Source organism: Flavobacterium facile (genome assembly GCF_036321945.1).
Lineage (GTDB): Bacteria > Bacteroidota > Bacteroidia > Flavobacteriales > Flavobacteriaceae > Flavobacterium > Flavobacterium facile.
This window is the reverse complement of the sequence record NZ_JAZAYT010000027.1, coordinates 35735-54383: the sequence shown is the minus strand read 5'-3', so window position 1 is coordinate 54383 and position 18649 is coordinate 35735. Positions and strand designations below refer to the sequence as shown.

Sequence of the window (18649 nt, the reverse complement as noted above, 5' to 3'; positions counted from 1 at the left end):
CTTGAACTACATTTTTACAATGTGTTGCGTAAGATTTTATTTTTTATTATTGAAATTTCTTATTAATCAAACAACTTGGTGTCTAAACTGTATTTTCTTACGCTTGTGAATTATCGAATCAATAAAAAGAAATACAGTTATAATAAGTAGCAATGCTGTTTTGTTTTACATGGTTAATCCTTTGTTACTTGTGAACTTATATAGTTAATTTATGTGCGTTAAACGATATGCGCACGAGTGGTTAGGGAAGGGACGCAATGGAAATCCGTACAATCAGTTTTTTATTATAGGAATGGGCACGAGCAAGATGCTCGCGCTAGCGGGGTTTCGGCGCTTGTAAAGGTTGCAAACTTCGAAACCGATTATATAAATTTCTAGCGAAAAATAAACGTGTAGTTACTACAAAGTTTACAATTTTGCTAAACGGTTTTTGGGAGATCGTACTTGTTATTTTGTTGGTTCTGTCCAAAATAAATTTGGATTATTTGTTTTGTAATTTATGAATATCACACCAGTTTTGGTATCGGTTTCTTCTTTTTTCTGTGGTGATTGTTCCATTCCATCTAATGGTAATAGTTCAATATAAATTAATTCTTTTCCACTTTTCCAAGTTTCGGCATCATATTCACTTACCAATGGCGTTTCAAATCTGTATAAGTTTTTAGCCATATAAGTTTCTAAATAGTATTCTTTTGTTTGGGAATTTTTTTTATTCCAATTTGCTTCTGGATTTAATATTAGTGTTTTACCATTTATTAATCTTTCACGAACTTCACTAAGTCCAAGTAATTCTCCTTTTTCATTCATTACATAAGCATCAAATGTTGGGTCAATCCAAATCCATTTTTTTAAGTCATTACTGTAAACCATATTTATAACATGGCATTCATCAAATTTTGTTTCTTTAGGCATACAAGTTACATATCTTGATTTTATTCCCATTGACAAATAACATTCATTTAGAATAGTTGCCATCATTCTACAATTTAATCCACGATTCTCAGTTTTACAAACTTTAATTAAATCGATTGCATTTTTCAATGTTGGATTATTACTGCTACCATCGTGTCTTATACTATTATGAACCCAATGTAATACGTTAAGAATTTTAGAAACTTCGTTACCTTTTCCCGCAATTGAATCCAATTTTAACTCTTTTCTTATTCTTACAAGATTAGGATTATCCATTGATTGATATTCAAATTTAGGAATAAATCGATTGTCGGATGTGTTATACTTTTCTGCCTTCTTTAGTTTTTCTAAATACGGCATTTTATATTTTATTTGTGTATTTGCTTTTATCGAGTCGTTTAGTAAAACGATAAAATTAAATTCCGTGTCTTTTTTAATCTTTACTGTAATTGAATCTTTATCTGTAATAAAAGTAACTTTTTGTCCCAAAGAAATTGTTTCATAAACATCTGGATTTATTTCGGGAGAAATTGTCCAATTTTGTTTTCTAAAATTTTTTCCATCTCGGATATCTACTTTTTTAGAAGTTGCTTTAATAATTGGAATGTTTTTTTGAGCAAAAAGGAATTGAGCAAAAAGTGATAAAACTGTAATTAAAGTGATTTTAAATTTCATATGATTAATTAATTTTCTTTATAACGTGATTTTACTTCAGATAGTATATACTTGCCAACTCATAATTATTCGCATTTTACAGTTTTAAATAATTATGGGTATTTATTGTTCTCTGTTAATATAAAATAAATCCCACAAAAAAATCCTCAAATTAAAATTAAAATGAGGATTCTGTTATTTATTTAAAGTGTGTTTATTTTATCGCAACTGCAGAAATTTCTACGTTTACATTTTTTGGTAAACACGCTACTTGTACGGTTTCTCTTGCTGGTGCCGTTGCTTCGTTAAAGTAAGAACCATAAACGGCGTTTATGTTGGCGAAGTTACCCATATCGCTAATAAAAATAGAAACTTTAACTACGTTTTCAAAAGTCATTTCAGCGGCTTCTAAAACGGCTTTTAAGTTTTCCATAACTAATTTAGTTTCGTCTTCAATGTTGTCTAAAACTAACTCATTCGTTGCTGGATTGATTGCAATTTGTCCTGAAGTGTATAACGTGTTACCCACTAAAACGGCTTGGTTATATGGACCAATAGGAGCAGGCGCTTTTTCTGTAAATATTATTTTTTTCATTTTTATATTCTTTAAACTTTTAACTTATCCCTTTTTACTTTGCTCTTTTTACTTTGCTCTTTTTACTTGGTTCTTTTTACTTTTTCCTTGGCTCTTTATTATCTCAACCTCGGATCTGGTAATTTACGTTTATCCCATTTGATATCGCTTAAGATAGAAGATTTGATTCCGATGAAGAAATTCCAATATGAATACACACCAATTGGAACAATACTAAAACTCATTCTCCAGCTTTCTAAATCTCTTTCAAATCGTAATTGAGTATATGTAATTCCTTTTTTTGCAAAATCATAACCAGATGAAAATCCCATTTTCCACTTCACGGCTAAATCTACATTACCTGAAACCATTAATGAATTGGTAGTAATTTCACTTTGATTAGAATTATTACTGTATGTTAACGAATAGGCCAATCGTAAATCCCATGGAAATTTGAAATTATACAATTCAGTTTGCGATTTTTTAGCAGTGTTTTTACCAAATAAACTTTCTTCTTGGTTTCCTAAATCAGTTGCAGCACCAAATAAATCATCATCACGACCTCCATTTTGTACGGTTTGTTTGGATGTTTTTTCTGTACCAAAATCGTTACTAGTCACCGAATAGTTTAAAGTAATGTTAGAACTTGTCATTCTAGCTAAACCATTTCCATTACTAATACTAAATTCGTCAATTCTAACATTGTTTTCATCCAAATCGTAAGGATCAAATTGAGCTCCAAAATTCACTCCTAATTTATTGTCAAATAATGTAGTTCCTCCAATAAAATTAATAGGTGATAATTTAAAACTATCAGCAGCAAAGTTATAAGCTGTTGAAAAGTTAAACTGATTTAAAAGGGATATTTTTTTAGTTGCGCCTGTTTTACTTGCTTTATCTAATACTTTTGCTTCTAAAGAGTTGGCTAAACCAAATCCAATTGAATTGGCAACACTTATTCCTGGAGCTCCTAAAAGCGTGTTTTCAAAGCGGCTATAATCAATTACATTTCCAAAATTATCTGTATATTGATCGTAATATTGATTAAAGCTTGGTGTATAACCATAAGAAATGCTTGGTCGCATTAAATGTCTAATGGCTTGAATTTTATTTGTTTCTTTAAACGTATAAGTTCCGTAAATGGTTGTTCCGATGCTTGAAGAAAAATTATACGTTCTGTAAGAATCAAAACCATTTTTTCTTGTAGTTTCAACCTTGTTGGTTAACGTGTTAAAAGTTTTTTCATTAGTATTGAAAACCCAATTTTCAGCAAAAGTAGTACCAGCTGTCACACTAAAATGTTTGAAAATTTTAAAGTTAGTTGATAAGGGAATGTTGTGAGCAATTCCAGCTACAGCTGTGTCAAACATTTGTGATTTAAACAAAAACTCTTCAGTAGTTGTAATTCTATTATCTCCTCTTAAACTATATTGAAAATTAACATTTTGAAAAGCTCCTTTTTTAATTCCGTCTTGTTTCGCAAAAGGGAAAACTCTGTCAACACTTGCATTAAATGAAGGTAAAGTTAAATTAACAACTTCTGTATTAGTGTTTTGATTGTGTGTCACCGCAACAGCAAAGTTAACTAAAGGAACTATTGGAACTGTTTTAGAATAACTAATAGAAGAACTTAAAGTGTTATTTAAACTAGAACCTACATTTATTAAATTCAAAGATTGACGGAAATATTTACTACTACCAAAGTTTACAGAAGAAGAAAATCTTGAATTAGCTGAAGCCTTGGCGTCTTGAATATGCGACCATTGAATGTTATATTGATTGGTTCTTGAATATCCAGGAAATCCTTTTTCGCCTAAAACTTGATTTTCATATCTAGTTTGAAAAGTTCCATTATATTTATATCTTTTGGCATAGGAAGTTTCAGATCGTAAGGCATAACTTCCATTGGTATAATAATCTCCTAATATGGCTAAATCGTAATAATCACTTAAAGCGAAATAATAACCTCCATTTTGTAAAAAATAGCCACGTTGATTATTTTGACCAGGCGCAGGAATAATGACTCCCGAAGTGTTTTTATTTGTCATTGGAAAAAAGGCAAACGGCACACCAATTGGAGTAGGCACATCAGCAATATACATGTGCGTTAATCCGGTTACAAATTTCTTTTTAGGGACCAATTTGGCTTTGTAGGCTAAAAAATAATATTCTGGATTATCAATATTGGTAGAAGTTGTGAAACGAGCTTTTTTGAAAAAAATTACGGAGTCGTTTTCTCTTTTAGAAACTTCAGAACGCAAAAACATATCACCTTGTTTACTTTTTGTATTCCAAATTAAAGCTTTTCCTGTTTTGGTGTTGAAACGAATAGAATCTGGTTCAATAACGTTGTCTCCTTGTTTGAAATAAGGATATTGTGTGTATTTTCCAGTGCTGTCTTTTAATCTTCCTGCATAAACTTCGTTTTTTTCGTAGTCTAAAACAATGATTCCCGATTTTAATTCGAAATCTATATAATGTAATTCCGCTTCATTATAAAGTGTCAACCTTTTTTTACGTTGGTCTAATTTTTCGTAATCTTTTGCTTTTCGGTTGACAATTCCTTCAAGTAAAGGTTTTTTTGTAGAATCTTTTTTAACTAATGTTTTAGTAGCAAATAATTCATTTGCATTTACTTGAACACTATCTTTTGGATTGGTGTTTTGAGAGTAAATTTTTGAATTACATGCAATTAGAAAAAAAAATAAAAAAACGATATGATTAATCTTTGTACTCAAATCTATAAATACTATTTTTGTAAAAATTGGTTCAATTTTTGATGGGTCAAACTTACGTATATTTTTTGTTAAATTTAATTATTTAGTAAAATTATAACTTATTTAAAAATACTGAAATTAATTCAGCACAAATGAAAAAAATATTAATACTTATATTACTCTCTTTATCAGTCTTTTCTAATGCTCAAGAAAAGAAATTTAAAGTAGTTTTGGATGCTGGCCATGGTGGAAAAGACCCGGGTGCTGCTAAAAACGGTTGTATAGAAAAACATATAGCATTAGATGTAGTTTTAAGAATTGGAAAGATTTTAGAAGCTTATCCAGAATTTGATGTAAAATACACTAGAACAACTGATGTTTTCATTCCTTTAACTGATAGAGCTAAAATAGCTAACGATTTTGAAGCCGATTTATTTGTATCTGTACATTGTAATTCGTCAGTTTCACCAAAACCTTTTGGTGCTATGACTTTAGTTATGGGATTATCTAGAACTGGTATGAACTTCGAAATTGCCAAAGCAGAAAATGCCGTAATTTCTTTAGAGGAAAACTACAAAGAAAAGTATGAAGGTTTTGATCCCAATAATCCAAATACTCAAATTGGTTTGAAAATCATGCAAGAAGAAACTTTAATGCAAAGTATCGATTTTGCTAGTGCGGTTCAAAACTATTTTAAAAATTCTTTACAGCGAAAAGATTTAGGTATGCATCAACAACCGCTTTGGGTTTTAGATGCTACAGTTATGCCAGGCGTTTTAATTGAATTAGGTTTCTTGAGTAATTTTCAAGAATCAAAATACATGAAATCTGAAGAAGGAAAATCTAACTACTCTCAAATTATTGCTCGTTCTATTATAGACTATAAAAACAATCTAAAAGGTACAAATTCAATTCCAAACGAATTAAATATAAAAGAACCAATTATTATTGAACCAGAAATTGTGGTAGTTACTACAGATTCCTCTACAGTTGCTACTACAACTACAGTTGAAGCTATTCCAGCAGGTTCGGGTTATAAAGTACAAATTAGTTTCAGTAACAAAAAATTAGAATTAACACCTGAAAATTTTAACGGATTAACTAATATTACAGTATTTGAAACGAACGGTGGATACAAATATTATTATGGTGAAGGAAGTATGGAGACGTGTAAAAAATTATTAGCGGAAGCCAAATTAAAAGGATATAAATCTGCTTTTATAGTAGAATCAAAATAACAAAATGACAAAATTAACCCAATTACTTTTTATACTTTTATTTTCTATCATGGCGCAATCTCAAACTAAAAAGTTTAAGGTTGTTTTAGATGCGGGTCATGGTGGAAAAGACTATGGAGCAACGTATCATGGAAATATCGAAAAGAAAATTTCATTAAACACGGTTCTTAAAGTTGGTGAAATTTTATCAAAAGAAGCAAATATAGAAGTTGTTTACACTAGAAAAACAGATGTTTTTGTAGAATTAAATGAACGTGCTAATATCGCAAACAGATCCAAAGGCCATTTATTTGTTTCTATGCATTGTAATGCAAACGATAATCAAGCAGCAGCCGGAAATGAAACTTATGTTATGGGAGTTACCCGAAATGCAGCTAATTTAGAAGTTGCAAAAAAGGAAAATGCCGTAGTAACGTTAGAAAACGATTATAAAATTAAATATGATGGTTTCGATCCAAAATCGCCAGAATCGGTGATGGGAATTTCTATCATGCAAGAAGAAAATATTCAACAAAGTATTGATATTGCTGGAAAAGTACAACAAGCTTTTACAAAATTCACCACAAGTAAAAACAGAGGAGTAAAGCAAGCGGGTTTCTTAGTTTTAAGAAAAATTATAATGCCACGCGTGTTAATCGAAATGGGTTTCGTATCTAATAAAGATGAAGGTGCTTTTTTAAATTCCCCTGATGGTCAAAATAAATTAGCAGAAGCTATTGCAAAAGCTATATTAGAATATAGAGATGATTTTTTTAAATTAGAATCACCAGTTACGCCTAAAAAAGAGGAACCAAAAAAAGATATCGTTAAAAAAGACGACCCTAAAAAAACAACTGTAAAACTATCAACTGACAATAAAGCAGCTATTGACGGAGTTACTTTTAAAATTCAAATATCAGCAAGTGGTAAAAAGCTAGAAACTTTACCAAAAAACTTCAAAGGACTAAATTCGATTTCTATCGAAAAAGAAAATTCAATTTATAAATATTTTTATGGTTCTACAACTTCATTGGCTACAGCAAAACAATTGTTAGAAGAAGCAAAAGCAAAAGGTTATTCTTCTTCGTTTATAGTGCCTATAAAAAATGGTAAAAAAATTAAATTAAGCGAGGCAATCAAATAAATATTGCTATTTTTGTTTTTTTAAATCTTATTATATTTTGAAAATTACAAGAGAAATCAAAGTTGCCGTTTTAGTTATTTTATCCATAGTATTATTTTACTGGGGTTTTGTTTTCCTTAAAGGGAGAAATTTATTCGATAACAGCAATAAATTATACGCCGTTTATGATAATGTGGCTGGGTTAGTAGTGTCTGCTCCAGTAACAATTAACGGTTTAAACATAGGAAAAGTTAGTACTATTGAAATATTACCCGATGGTAAAATGAAAGTAGAATTAATAATTACTAATGAACAAATTCAAATTGCTAAATCGAGCATCGCTCAAATTATGGATTCTGGTTTAATAGGTGGTAGAGAAATCGCTATCATTAATAATTTTTCTGATAAAAATTATACAGAATCAGGCGATACTTTACAAACATCAGCTAAATTAGGATTAACTGCCGAATTAGCCAATCAAATCGGACCAGTAAAAGATAAAGTTGAAATTCTTCTAGAAAATGCAAATAAATTAATAGAAAATTTAAATGCTACTTTAGATGCTTCTACACAACAAAAACTAAAATCTGCAATTGCATCATTAGAAGTTACAATGGCAGAATTTGGACAAGCTTCGAAAAGTATAAACGGAATTTTAGATGATAATAAATCGAAATTAAATACAATGGTAACTAATTTCGAAAAAACATCTAGTAATTTAAATGCTATGTCGAGTTCTTTAGAAAAAGCGGATTTAGGTGCAACAGTTAAAAAACTGGAAGCTACACTAACAAGTGTAAACGGAATTATGGCAAACTTAGAGCAAGGTAAAGGTACGATGGGTAAATTATTAAGCGATGATGCCATGTATACTAATTTGACTAAAACCTCAAAAGAATTAGAATTACTTTTACAAGATTTAAGATTAAATCCTACACGATATGTAAATGTGTCTGTTTTCGGTAAGAAAAACAAACCTTATACAACACCAACTACTGAAACAATTATTGAACAACCTAAAAACTAAACTTATGAGTTTTTTACCAAATATTATTTTTGCAATTGTCCTAATAGTAGGCGTTGGCTTTTTTGCTAAAAATGTTAAAAAAATAATACGAAATATTAAATTAGGACAAGACGTAAACAGAACAGACAATGCTGGCGCACGTTGGAAAAATATGGCCTTAATTGCTTTGGGACAGAAAAAAATGTTCACCAGACCAATTCCAGCAATTTTGCACTTTACTTTATATGCAGCATTTGTAATTACTCAAATTGAGTTATTAGAAATTATTGTAGATGGACTTTTTGGAACACATCGTTTCTTTAAAACTGGTTTAGGCGGATTTTATACGTTCTTAATTAGTTTTATTGAAATCCTTTCTTTATTAGCTTTACTTGCTACTGTGGCTTTTTTATCGAGAAGAAATTTATTAAAATTACCTCGTTTTAATAAAGCAGAAATGTTAGGTTGGCCAACAAAAGATGCGAACTTAATCTTAATCATGGAAATTGTTCTAGTAACTTGTATTTTCACCATGAACGGAACAGACGAAGTTTTATATTCATTAGGGAAATCTCATTTTGAAGGAACAGGTTCATTTAATTTTGCCATTTCTCAAAATCTAGGACCTGCTTTATTTGGTGGTATGAGCGAAAGTGCATTACACATTTTAGAAAGAGTAGGATGGTGGGGACATTTATTAATGGTAATCGCTTTCTTAAATTATTTATATTTTTCTAAACATTTACATATTTTATTAGCGTTCCCTAACACATTTTTTGCCGATTTAAATCCAAAAGGTCAATTCGACAATTTAGAAAGTGTGACGAATGAAGTAAAATTAATGATGGATCCAAATGCAGATCCGTTTGCAGCACCAGCAAATCCTGATGCCGTTCCTGCAAAATTCGGAGCTTCAGATGTTCAAGATTTAAATTGGGTACAATTATTAAATGCTTACACATGTACTGAATGTGGTCGTTGTACTTCATCATGTCCAGCAAATATTACAGGTAAGAAATTATCGCCTCGTAAAATTATGATGGATACACGTGACAGATTAGAAGAAGTTGGAAAAAACATGGATGCCAATAATGGTATTTTTGTTCCAGATAATAAATCTTTATTAAACGATTACATTACTCCAGAAGAACTTTGGGCTTGTACATCTTGTAACGCTTGTGTGGAAGAATGTCCAATCAATATTAGTCCTTTATCTATTATTATGGATATGAGACGTTATTTGGTTATGGAACAAAGTGCGGCACCAATGGAATTAAACGCTGTGATGACCAACATTGAAAATAACGGTGCACCATGGCAATACAACCAACAAGATAGAGTAAACTGGAGAAACGAAGCATAAATAATTAGTACGGACAAGTCGAGACTTGTCCCTTCAACACAAATAACTACTACAACAACTAAGCATGAAAAAAGAAGAAATTGAAGGGAAATTACAAGAATTAACCGTAAATGGAGAGCATTTAAGCCCAATATTACCGGAAGGAATTAAAAATTACCTGATTGATATTGACGGAACTATTTGCGATGATATTCCGAATGAAGAACCGGAAAGAATGGCTACGGCAAAAGTTTATCCAGATGCATTAGCAACATTGAATAAATGGTACGATGAAGGTCATGTGATTTTCTTTTTTACGTCTCGTACAGAAGCACATAGAGAAGTTACAGAAATTTGGTTAAGAGATCATGGTTTCAAATATCATGGAATGGTAATGGGAAAACCTCGCGGTGGAAATTACCATTGGATTGATAATCATTTGGTTAAAGCAACAAGGTTTAATGGAAAGTTTACAGATTTAGTTGAAAAAGATGTAAAAATTCAAGTTTTTGATGATGAATTAAACGATTAATTCATTAAAAAAAAGGAAACTAAGTAGAAACTGAAATACATTCAGTTTAAATAACAGAACAAACATAAAATTATATGTCAGAAAATTTAGTAGTACCAACAATGGCCGAAATGATGGCACAAGGACAAACACCAGAAGTTTTATTTTGGGTTGGTTGTTCAGGTAGTTTTGATGATAGAGCAAAAAAAATAACAAAAGCATTTGTTAAAATATTAAACAAAGCTAATGTTCCTTTTGCTGTTTTAGGTACGGAAGAAAGTTGTACTGGTGATCCTGCAAAAAGAGCTGGAAATGAATTTTTATTTCAAATGCAAGCCATGATGAATATTGAAGTCATGAATGCTTATGAAGTAAAAAAAATAGTTACTGCTTGTCCACACTGTTTCAATACTATTAAAAATGAGTATCCAGAATTAGGTGGAAAATACGAAGTAGTACATCATACAGAATTTCTAAAATCATTATTAGATTCAGGAAGATTAACTATTGAAGGTGGACAATTCAAAGGAAAACGTATTACATTTCATGACCCTTGTTATTTAGGTCGTGCTAACAATATTTACGAAGCTCCAAGAGATTTAATTCAAAAATTAGATGCTGAGTTAGTGGAAATGAAACGTTCTCGTGCCAACGGTTTATGCTGTGGTGCTGGTGGAGCGCAAATGTTTAAAGAACCAGAAAAAGGTGATAAAGACATCAACGTAGAAAGAACTGAAGATGCTTTAGAAACGCAACCAGAAATTATTGCCGCAGGTTGCCCATTTTGTAATACGATGTTAACTGACGGAATTAAAAATAAAGAAAAAGAAGGCTCAGTTCAGGTAATGGATATTGCAGAATTGATTGCTAATGCTCAAGATTTATAAGATGAAAAATTTTCTATTTTTATTGCTGTTTTGTCAGATTAGTTTAGCTCAAAAAATTTCAAAAGATAATTTGCTAAATAAAATGTCAGATGAGATTTGTACAGAAATGAAAACCAAAAAAATTGATAAGAGTAATTTTGAGGTGACATTAGGTATTGTGATGATGAAAAGCATTAACAATAATAAACAAAATGTTGAAAAATTTTATGGCAATAAGATGTATGGCGAAAATGGTGTTATTGAAAAAATAGGTGAGGATTTAGGTTCTGTCATGATTACGAGATGCCCTGATATGTTTGAAAAACTGAATGATATTGGCGCTTTAGAAAAATATTATGATGATATAGAAAAGGAAGAATTAGTTGAAGTAGATTCAGCGGAAGTAGCTGATGAAAATTTTCAGACTATAACAGGAAATTATACGGGTACCACTTCTGAAGGTTTTTATACCATTCAAATTACAGAAAGTAACGGAAAAACAAATAAAATAATTTTATTAGATAAGTTTGATAATTCGTTTTTAATAACAGATAAAGTCTTAAAATTAAACGATAAAATTAAAGTTTCATTTTATGAAGCAGAACTTTTTGATTCAAAATTAAACTTATTTGTAAATACTAAAATAATTACAGATATACAAAAAATATAATGTACACACCATTCGAAAATTTACCAGAAGATTCTAAAATTTGGATTTACCAATCGAACAGAAAATTATCTGACGAAGAAGTAACAGCTATTGATACTAAATGTCAAGAATTTGTAGAAAATTGGGCTGCTCACGGCACCAGTTTAGAAGCTTCATTTCTTTTAAAATATAATCGTTTTATCATTTTTGCAGTCAATCAAGAAGTGCAAGCAGCTACAGGTTGTTCTATTGATGCTTCAGTTCATTTTATTCAACAATTAGAACAAGAATTTCAAATCGAACTTCTTGATAAAATGAATGTTACCTACAAGATAGGAGAACACATCGCACATAAAACGCTTATCGATTTCAAAAAAATGGCAAAAGAAAAAGCAGTAACCTCAAAAACTATTGTTTTTAATAACTTGATAAATACCGTTGGAGAATTAGAAGAATTTTGGGAAGTTCCAGCCGAAGAAAGTTGGCACAGTAGATTTTTTTAAAAAAAAATACCTAACTTTGGAATCATCATTAGTTTTAGTAACTTTTGATGATTTTTTGTAATTATAAATTTTGGCAAGAATATTGATTTAAAGATATTATCTAATCAATTTGAAAATTCGTGGCAAAATGCATTACATTTAAATAACTATTTGAAAAATTTTACATGAAGCGATTAATTATTTTATTTATAGTTTTTAGCCAAACCATATATAGTCAAAATAAAATTAACACTCAACCCGAACAAGTTTGGGTAGATAGTACTTATAACTCACTTTCTTTTGAAGAAAAAGTAGGTCAATTATTCATGATTGCCGCTTATTCCAATAAAAAAGAAGATCACGCTAAAGATTTAGACAAATTAATTACCAAATATAAAATTGGTGGATTAATCTTTTTTCAAGGTGGACCAAATCGTCAAGCGAAATTAACCAATCGTTTTCAAGAGAAATCTAAAATCCCAATGCTTATTGGTATCGATGCTGAATGGGGTTTAAGCATGCGAATTGATTCTACTCATTCGTATCCATGGAACATGACTTTAGGTGCAATTAAAGACAATTCTCTTCTAGAGAAAATGGGAATGCAAATGGCTGATCAATCGAAAAGATTAGGCATTCATTTCACATTCGGACCAGTAGTGGATATCAATACCAATCCAAAAAACCCAATCATAGGAAATCGTTCTTTTGGTGAAACTAAAGAAAACGTAGCTGAAAAAGCAGTGGCTTATATGCGCGGCTTACAATCGTATGGCGTTTTTGCAACTGCGAAACATTTCCCTGGTCACGGTGATACTTCAACGGATTCACATCACGCATTACCAACAGTAGATTTCACAAGAGAACGAATTGATGAAGTAGAATTATATCCTTATAGAGAATTGATTAAGAATGGTTTAGCGAGTGTAATGGTCGCGCATTTGAATGTGCCAAGTATTGAACCTCGTGAAAATTATCCTTCTTCTTTATCAGAAAAAGTGGTGACAGATATTTTAAAAAATCAATTAAAATTTGAAGGCTTAATTTTTACTGATGCTTTAAATATGAAAGGCGCGAGTAACTTCAAACAACCCGGAGATATTGATTTAGCTGCTTTTCTAGCTGGAAATGATGTATTGCTTTTTGCAGAAAATGTGCCAACAGCAATTGAAAAATTCAAACAAGCTTTTAAAGAAAATGTATTCACAGAAGAAAGATTGGCGTATTCAGTTAAGAAAATTTTAAAATACAAATACAAAGCAGGTTTAAATAATTACTGTCCAATTGAATTTGAAAATTTATATACGGATTTAAACAAGAAAGAATACAAGGCTTTAAACTTGGAAATGTATGAAAATGCCATTACAGTTCTAAAAAACGAAGAAGAAATCATTCCAATCAAAAATATTGAAAAAGAAAAGATTGCTTTTGTAAAAATTGGCGATGGTGATGGAACTTTTTTTATTCAAAAATTAAAGGAATATGCCGAAATTGATGTAATCGAAACAAAAAATCTAGATTCTCTTTTAGTAGAAATTAAAAACTATTCTAAGGTAATTGTGGGATATCATAAACCAGAAGGTATTTGGAAGAAAAACGAAATGACTTTCAATGAAATCAATTGGATTGATAAAATCTCAAAACACAATAAAACGATTGTTACGTTTTTTACTAAACCTTATTCTTTATTAAGAATTCCAACTTTTGAAAATACGGAAGGCTTAGTTGAAGCGTATCAAAATAATGAGTTTTCACAAATTGTTGCAGCAGAAATTATTTTTGGAGCTAAAAAAGCTAAAGGGGTTTTGCCTGTTTCTTTAAAAAAAAACTTTAGCGCAAATGACGGAATTCCTACTAAAAATATTCAAAGATTAGGATTTGCTTTTCCCGAACAAGTAAATATGAATTCGGAAGTTTTAGCAAAAATTGATGCTATTGCCAATAATGCCATAAAAAGCAAAGCAACTCCAGGAATGCAAATTTTGATAGCTAGAAGAGGTCAAGTCGTTTATAGAAAATCTTTTGGATATCATACGTATGACACGATTCAAAAAGTTAAAAATTCTGATTTATACGATTTAGCTTCTTTAACAAAAGTATTGAGCACGCTGCCAAACATCATGCAAGATTACGAAAAAGGAAACATCAACTTTAAAACTACTTTGTCGGAACTTATTCCTAGTTATAAAAAATCAAACAAAGCGGATATTAATCTTTTAGATATGTTAACGCATCAAGCAAAGTTGCCAGCTTGGACGCCTTTTTACGCGAAAACATTAGATACTTTAAAAAAACCAAGTGCAAAATATTATAGAGACTTTAAATCAAAAGAATTTCCTTTTAAGGTTTCAAATAATTTATATTTAAGAAAAGATTATAATGATACCATTATAAATTTCATAAAAGACACAGAATTATTACCATATAAACAATACAAATACAGCGATTACACGTTCATTTTATTGAAAGAATACTTAGAAAAATCTCAAAATAAAACTTTAGACAGAATATCTGAAGATAATTTTTACAAAAGTCTAGGAGCAAATACTTTAACTTATAATCCATTAGATAAGTTCGAATTGAATAACATAACACCTTCAGAAATTGATACTTATTTCCGATATGAAACGGTTCACGGTTATGTTCACGATATGGCTGCCGCAATGCAAAACGGAGTTGGTGGTCATGCAGGTTTGTTTTCTAATTCACTAGATGTAGCAAAAATGATGCAAATGTATTTGCAAAAAGGAAGTTATGGCGGAACCACTTATTTTTCTCCAGAAACTTTTGATGCGTTTAATACTTGTTATTTCTGTAAAATTGGAAATAGAAGAGGCGCTGGTTTTGATAAGCCACAATTAGGTAACGAAGGTCCAACTTGTGGTTGTACTAATAAATCAAGTTTTGGACATACTGGTTTTACTGGAACTATGGTTTGGGCTGATCCAGAAGAAGAATTGGTTTATGTTTTTCTTTCTAACCGAACGTATCCAGATGCCAATATCAATAAATTATCCAAATTGAACATTCGAGAAAATATTCAGAAAATTATTTACGAATCTATAACTGATTAAGTATGATTTCAGATGCTAAAAATCCAGAGGACTATATCAATTCTTTACCAGAAGATAGAAAAGTGTATATGGAAAAATTGCGAAATGTAATTGTAAAAAATCTTCCAAAAGGCTTTCAAGAAGGAATGAATTATGGGATGATGGGATATTATGTTCCACATTCCATTTATCCAAAAGGGTATCATTGTAAACCTACTGATCCGTTACCTTTTATGGGATTTGCCTCTCAAAAAAACAGCATTAATTTTTACCATATGGGAATTTATGCAAATGCAGCATTATACGATTGGTTTGTTGAAGAATATCCAAAATATTCCACTCGTAAATTAGATATGGGAAAAAGTTGTATCCGTTTTAAAAAATTTGAAGAAATTCCGTTTGATTTAATTGGAGAATTAGTAACAAAAGTTTCAGTTGAAGATTGGATTTCAACTTATGAATCGGCGTTTATCAAGAAAAAATAAATTATGAAAATAGCAATGGTTTGTTATCCTACGTTTGGTGGGAGTGGAGTAGTAGCAACAGAGTTAGGATTAGAACTAGCTAAAAAAGGTCATGAAATTCATTTCATTACTTATAAACAACCGGTTCGTTTGTCCCTATTAAATCCGAATATTTATTTTCACGAAGTAAACGTACCAAATTATCCTTTATTTCATTATCAACCCTATGAATTGGCCTTGTCAAGTAAATTGGTAGATATGGTGAAACTTTATAAAATTGATGTTTTGCACGTACATTATGCGATTCCACACGCTTATGCAGGTTATATGGCGAAGCAGATGTTAGCGGAAGAAGGTATTTCATTACCAATGATAACAACACTTCACGGAACCGATATTACACTTGTAGGAAATCACCCGTTTTATAAAAGTGCTGTTACATTTAGCATCAATAAATCCGATTTTGTTACGAGTGTTTCAAATAGTTTACGAGAAGACACTTATAGATTATTCGATTTGAATAAAGAAATACACGTTATTCCAAACTTCATAGAAATTGAAGATGTTATCCACGAAAAATCAATTTGTCAACGTTCTGTAATAGCAAATTCTAATGAAAGAATTATTACCCATATTTCGAACTTTAGAAAAGTAAAAAACATTCCAGATGTGGTAAAAGTTTTTTATAATATTCAAAAAGAAATTCCTTCTAAATTAATGATGGTTGGAGAAGGTCCGGAAAAGGCAATTGCCGAAAAATTATGTGAAGATTTAGGTATTTCTGATAAAGTAATCTTTTTTGGAAACAGTAATGACATCAATCAGATTTTAAAATATTCGGATTTATTTTTATTACCTTCTGAAACAGAAAGTTTCGGATTAGCTGCATTAGAAGCGATGGCGTTTAAAGTTCCAGTAATTTCTAGTAATTCAGGTGGAATTCCAGAAGTAAACGAAGAAGGAATTTCAGGATTTTTGAGTGATGTTGGCGATGTAGAAAGCATGAGTAAAAATGCCATTGCAATTTTAAAATCAGAGGAAACATTAAATCAGTTTAAGAAAGCTGCTTTTGAAGTTGCGAAAAAATTTGATATCAAAAACATTCTTCCTTTGTATGAAGATTTATATAATAAAGCCATTAATTTAGAATCATAAATATGAATAATTTTAAAAAAATAATATCACTTCTTAGTCTTACAATTCTATTTATGTCATGTAAACCTAAGCAATTAATTGTTGACGAAAATGATGTATATCAAGTGGTGTATAAAAGTCAGATTGGTGGAAAAAAAGAGAAATCGAATTTAATTATCAAAAATTATGAAGATTTTAATGCTTTAATATCTGAATTAAATATTGGTGAAGAAGAATTTGAAAAACTATTAGGTATCGATTTAGAAAAACACGATTTATTAGTTTGTTTTTTAGGAGAAAAAAATTCTGGAGGTTATGATATTGATATCGATAAAGTAAAATTTTCTCAAAGTACTTCAGAAGTAAGCTTAAAAGAAATTGTTCCTGAGAAAAACGCAATGGTAACTTCAGTAATAACTGCTCCTTATATTTTTGTCACTTTACCGAAAAATAAAGCAATAGTTATAAAATAAAAAAAAGCCTTTCATATTGAAAGGCTTTTTTGTGTCTTTTAGTTAGAATCTGTATCTTATTCCTAATGCAATATCTGGACCGAAATCTTCATTTACTTTGTCAGTGAAATAAATTTCTGGTCTAAAATCTAAAGATAATTGAATTGGCACATCAAAGTTGTATTCAATACCAATATCACCAGCTGCAAAAGCATAAGTATAACTATCATTATATTTAACGCCACTAATATTATAATTGTAGCTATCATTTGCTAATCCACCACCTACACCAGCAAACCAATTGAATCCACCATCAATATTCCAAACCCATTGGTATAATCCAGTTAATTTAACTCCATTGTTATCAAATCCTCTACCGTAATAATTTGTTCTATTTCGCCAACCTAAATCAAATTCTAAACGATTATTTTTTGACAATCCTCTTTGATAAGAAACCTCACCACCAAAACCGTCATTGTCTCCTAGTCTTAGTCCTAAAGCATTTTTAGAAATGTCTTGAGCTTGTACAAATACTGTTCCTAACAGCAAAAATGCAAATAAAAATGTTTTTTTCATAAATGTGAATTTAAGATTAATTACAAATATAACGGCTTTAGTAAGAAAATAGTATGCTAATTAACGTTAAAAGTATCTAAAAATTCTTCTTGATTTTGTGTATTACTTGCAGGAATTCCCAATTGAGAGGCAACTGCAGCGTCTAAACTATAAGTTGTTAAGGTGTTTGTATAAACCACACCAATGGTTTTACAAATGTACTGAGTAGAAGTAACAACATCTTGTGGTTGTAAAACGGTAATAGTAACTGGAATACCAGCAAATACTTGAGTTGTGGTTACTTTTAAATTCAAAATAATCTTTGTCGATTTCACATTTGTATAAGTGTCACTGTTTGGAGAAGTGTAATTTGCAAAGTTTTCTCCACCAACTGATTTTAACTTATATTCAATAGTTAATGGCATACCATTAAAGTCTTGTGAAAAAGTACCAGTTTTTTCATTTATAAGTTCTCCTGAAGTAGCATATTCCTTAAAAATGATAAAGTCAACAACACTAAGATCTAAACCAATTGGTAAAGTTTGACCTTGAGCTAAATTTAAACTTCCAGTTAGCAACAATTTACCATTATCTTTCCTCAAATTATTATTGTTTAAGGATGAAGAATAAAAACCAGTAGGTGTATTGTTTTGAGTTCTAAATTCTTTATAGGTGTGTGTACCAATTGTTTCATCTCCAAAAACATATAAATGATCATTTGTAGTAGTAGCTCCAACAACAATATAATCCCAATAATTTCCATTATTTAAAGGTAATGCATTTGTAAAATCACTTGTTTCAGTTACAGAAGGCGTTACATCATTATCACTTGAACAAGAGAATAATGAAACACTTAAGATAATTAATAATATTTTTTTCATTTTAGTAGTTTTTTGCTAATATAAAAAAAACATTCGATATTTTTGTTTAAAATTTAA

At 30.2% G+C, this 18649-nt stretch carries 17 protein-coding genes; 12 read left to right on the top strand and 5 right to left on the bottom strand.

Translation table 11 applies throughout. The annotated features are described in order from the left end of the window. Nucleotides 1-447: 447 nt before the first annotated feature. The 3 genes from UEQ13_RS02435 to UEQ13_RS02425 all read right to left on the bottom strand — a co-directional run bounded on the left by UEQ13_RS02435 (nt 448) and on the right by UEQ13_RS02425 (nt 4878). Nucleotides 448-1587, bottom strand: coding sequence for a transglutaminase domain-containing protein (locus UEQ13_RS02435; protein WP_329804802.1), 1140 nt, complete (start codon nt 1585-1587; stop codon nt 448-450). Nucleotides 1588-1780: 193 nt separating this feature from the next. Further along, nucleotides 1781-2161 (bottom strand): RidA family protein, encoded by a 381-nt coding sequence (locus UEQ13_RS02430; RefSeq protein ID WP_329804801.1) that lies wholly within the window; start codon nt 2159-2161, stop codon nt 1781-1783. Nucleotides 2162-2259: 98 nt separating this feature from the next. After that, nucleotides 2260-4878 carry a putative LPS assembly protein LptD gene (locus UEQ13_RS02425; protein ID WP_329804800.1) on the bottom strand — a complete coding sequence of 873 codons (2619 nt, stop codon included), beginning with the start codon at nt 4876-4878 and terminating at the stop codon, nt 2260-2262. 131 nt (nt 4879-5009) lie between these two features. Between UEQ13_RS02425 and UEQ13_RS02420 the strand changes: the two genes are divergently transcribed. The 12 genes from UEQ13_RS02420 (at nt 5010) to UEQ13_RS02365 (ending at nt 17177) form a co-directional block, all read left to right on the top strand. Next, the gene (locus UEQ13_RS02420; protein ID WP_329804799.1) at nt 5010-6095 is read left to right on the top strand and encodes an N-acetylmuramoyl-L-alanine amidase family protein; all 1086 of its coding nucleotides are present in this window, start codon (nt 5010-5012) and stop codon (nt 6093-6095) included. 4 nt (nt 6096-6099) lie between these two features. Beyond that, nucleotides 6100-7218 (top strand): N-acetylmuramoyl-L-alanine amidase family protein, encoded by a 1119-nt coding sequence (locus UEQ13_RS02415; protein ID WP_329804798.1) that lies wholly within the window; start codon nt 6100-6102, stop codon nt 7216-7218. A 37-nt stretch (nt 7219-7255) separates the two neighbouring features. Next, the gene (locus tag UEQ13_RS02410) at nt 7256-8224 is read left to right on the top strand and encodes an MlaD family protein (protein WP_329804796.1); all 969 of its coding nucleotides are present in this window, start codon (nt 7256-7258) and stop codon (nt 8222-8224) included. Between the two features lie 4 nt (nt 8225-8228). Next, the gene (locus UEQ13_RS02405) at nt 8229-9566 is read left to right on the top strand and encodes a (Fe-S)-binding protein (protein ID WP_329804795.1); all 1338 of its coding nucleotides are present in this window, start codon (nt 8229-8231) and stop codon (nt 9564-9566) included. A 64-nt stretch (nt 9567-9630) separates the two neighbouring features. Then, entirely contained in the window at nt 9631-10077 is a 447-nt protein-coding gene (locus UEQ13_RS02400) for an LNS2 domain-containing protein (RefSeq protein ID WP_329804794.1), read from the top strand. Nucleotides 10078-10151: 74 nt separating this feature from the next. Next, entirely contained in the window at nt 10152-10943 is a 792-nt protein-coding gene (locus UEQ13_RS02395) for a (Fe-S)-binding protein (protein ID WP_329804793.1), read from the top strand. 1 nt (nt 10944) lies between these two features. After that, entirely contained in the window at nt 10945-11592 is a 648-nt protein-coding gene (locus tag UEQ13_RS02390) for a hypothetical protein (protein WP_329804792.1), read from the top strand. Beyond that, nucleotides 11592-12074: an ABC transporter ATPase gene (locus tag UEQ13_RS02385; protein WP_329804790.1), complete on the top strand. Its 483-nt coding sequence runs from the start codon at nt 11592-11594 to the stop codon at nt 12072-12074. The genes UEQ13_RS02390 and UEQ13_RS02385 overlap by 1 nt, the downstream gene beginning before the upstream one ends. A 164-nt stretch (nt 12075-12238) precedes the next feature. Next, on the top strand, nt 12239-15127 hold the full coding sequence (locus tag UEQ13_RS02380; RefSeq protein WP_329804788.1) for a glycoside hydrolase family 3 N-terminal domain-containing protein: 2889 nt from the start codon (nt 12239-12241) through the stop codon (nt 15125-15127). A 2-nt stretch (nt 15128-15129) separates the two neighbouring features. Continuing rightward, the gene (locus UEQ13_RS02375) at nt 15130-15591 is read left to right on the top strand and encodes an iron chaperone (protein ID WP_329804787.1); all 462 of its coding nucleotides are present in this window, start codon (nt 15130-15132) and stop codon (nt 15589-15591) included. A gap of 3 nt (nt 15592-15594) precedes the next feature. Then, nucleotides 15595-16725 carry an N-acetyl-alpha-D-glucosaminyl L-malate synthase BshA gene (gene bshA / locus UEQ13_RS02370; RefSeq protein ID WP_329804786.1) on the top strand — a complete coding sequence of 377 codons (1131 nt, stop codon included), beginning with the start codon at nt 15595-15597 and terminating at the stop codon, nt 16723-16725. 53 nt (nt 16726-16778) lie between these two features. Further along, on the top strand, nt 16779-17177 hold the full coding sequence (locus tag UEQ13_RS02365; RefSeq protein WP_329804785.1) for a protease complex subunit PrcB family protein: 399 nt from the start codon (nt 16779-16781) through the stop codon (nt 17175-17177). Nucleotides 17178-17219: 42 nt separating this feature from the next. On the opposite strand, the gene UEQ13_RS02360 is transcribed toward UEQ13_RS02365, so the two are convergent. Both UEQ13_RS02360 and UEQ13_RS02355 read right to left on the bottom strand, forming a co-directional pair. Continuing rightward, nucleotides 17220-17732 carry a hypothetical protein gene (locus UEQ13_RS02360; protein ID WP_329804784.1) on the bottom strand — a complete coding sequence of 171 codons (513 nt, stop codon included), beginning with the start codon at nt 17730-17732 and terminating at the stop codon, nt 17220-17222. A gap of 56 nt (nt 17733-17788) precedes the next feature. After that, nucleotides 17789-18592: a hypothetical protein gene (locus UEQ13_RS02355; RefSeq protein ID WP_329804783.1), complete on the bottom strand. Its 804-nt coding sequence runs from the start codon at nt 18590-18592 to the stop codon at nt 17789-17791. Nucleotides 18593-18649 lie beyond the last annotated feature (57 nt).

Excerpts from the sequence above, each read along its gene's own strand:
- UEQ13_RS02435 (WP_329804802.1), bottom strand. The coding sequence starts at position 1,587 with ATGAAATTTAAAATCACTTTAATTACAGTTTTATCACTTTTTGCTCAA.
- UEQ13_RS02430 (WP_329804801.1), bottom strand. The coding sequence starts at position 2,161 with ATGAAAAAAATAATATTTACAGAAAAAGCGCCTGCTCCTATTGGTCCA.
- UEQ13_RS02420 (WP_329804799.1), top strand. The coding sequence starts at position 5,010 with ATGAAAAAAATATTAATACTTATATTACTCTCTTTATCAGTCTTTTCT.
- UEQ13_RS02415 (WP_329804798.1), top strand. The coding sequence starts at position 6,100 with ATGACAAAATTAACCCAATTACTTTTTATACTTTTATTTTCTATCATG.
- UEQ13_RS02405 (WP_329804795.1), top strand. The coding sequence starts at position 8,229 with ATGAGTTTTTTACCAAATATTATTTTTGCAATTGTCCTAATAGTAGGC.
- UEQ13_RS02400 (WP_329804794.1), top strand. The coding sequence starts at position 9,631 with ATGAAAAAAGAAGAAATTGAAGGGAAATTACAAGAATTAACCGTAAAT.
- UEQ13_RS02395 (WP_329804793.1), top strand. The coding sequence starts at position 10,152 with ATGTCAGAAAATTTAGTAGTACCAACAATGGCCGAAATGATGGCACAA.
- UEQ13_RS02390 (WP_329804792.1), top strand. The coding sequence starts at position 10,945 with ATGAAAAATTTTCTATTTTTATTGCTGTTTTGTCAGATTAGTTTAGCT.
- UEQ13_RS02385 (WP_329804790.1), top strand. The coding sequence starts at position 11,592 with ATGTACACACCATTCGAAAATTTACCAGAAGATTCTAAAATTTGGATT.
- UEQ13_RS02380 (WP_329804788.1), top strand. The coding sequence starts at position 12,239 with ATGAAGCGATTAATTATTTTATTTATAGTTTTTAGCCAAACCATATAT.
- UEQ13_RS02375 (WP_329804787.1), top strand. The coding sequence starts at position 15,130 with ATGATTTCAGATGCTAAAAATCCAGAGGACTATATCAATTCTTTACCA.
- bshA (WP_329804786.1), top strand. The coding sequence starts at position 15,595 with ATGAAAATAGCAATGGTTTGTTATCCTACGTTTGGTGGGAGTGGAGTA.
- UEQ13_RS02365 (WP_329804785.1), top strand. The coding sequence starts at position 16,779 with ATGTCATGTAAACCTAAGCAATTAATTGTTGACGAAAATGATGTATAT.
- UEQ13_RS02360 (WP_329804784.1), bottom strand. The coding sequence starts at position 17,732 with ATGAAAAAAACATTTTTATTTGCATTTTTGCTGTTAGGAACAGTATTT.
- UEQ13_RS02355 (WP_329804783.1), bottom strand. The coding sequence starts at position 18,592 with ATGAAAAAAATATTATTAATTATCTTAAGTGTTTCATTATTCTCTTGT.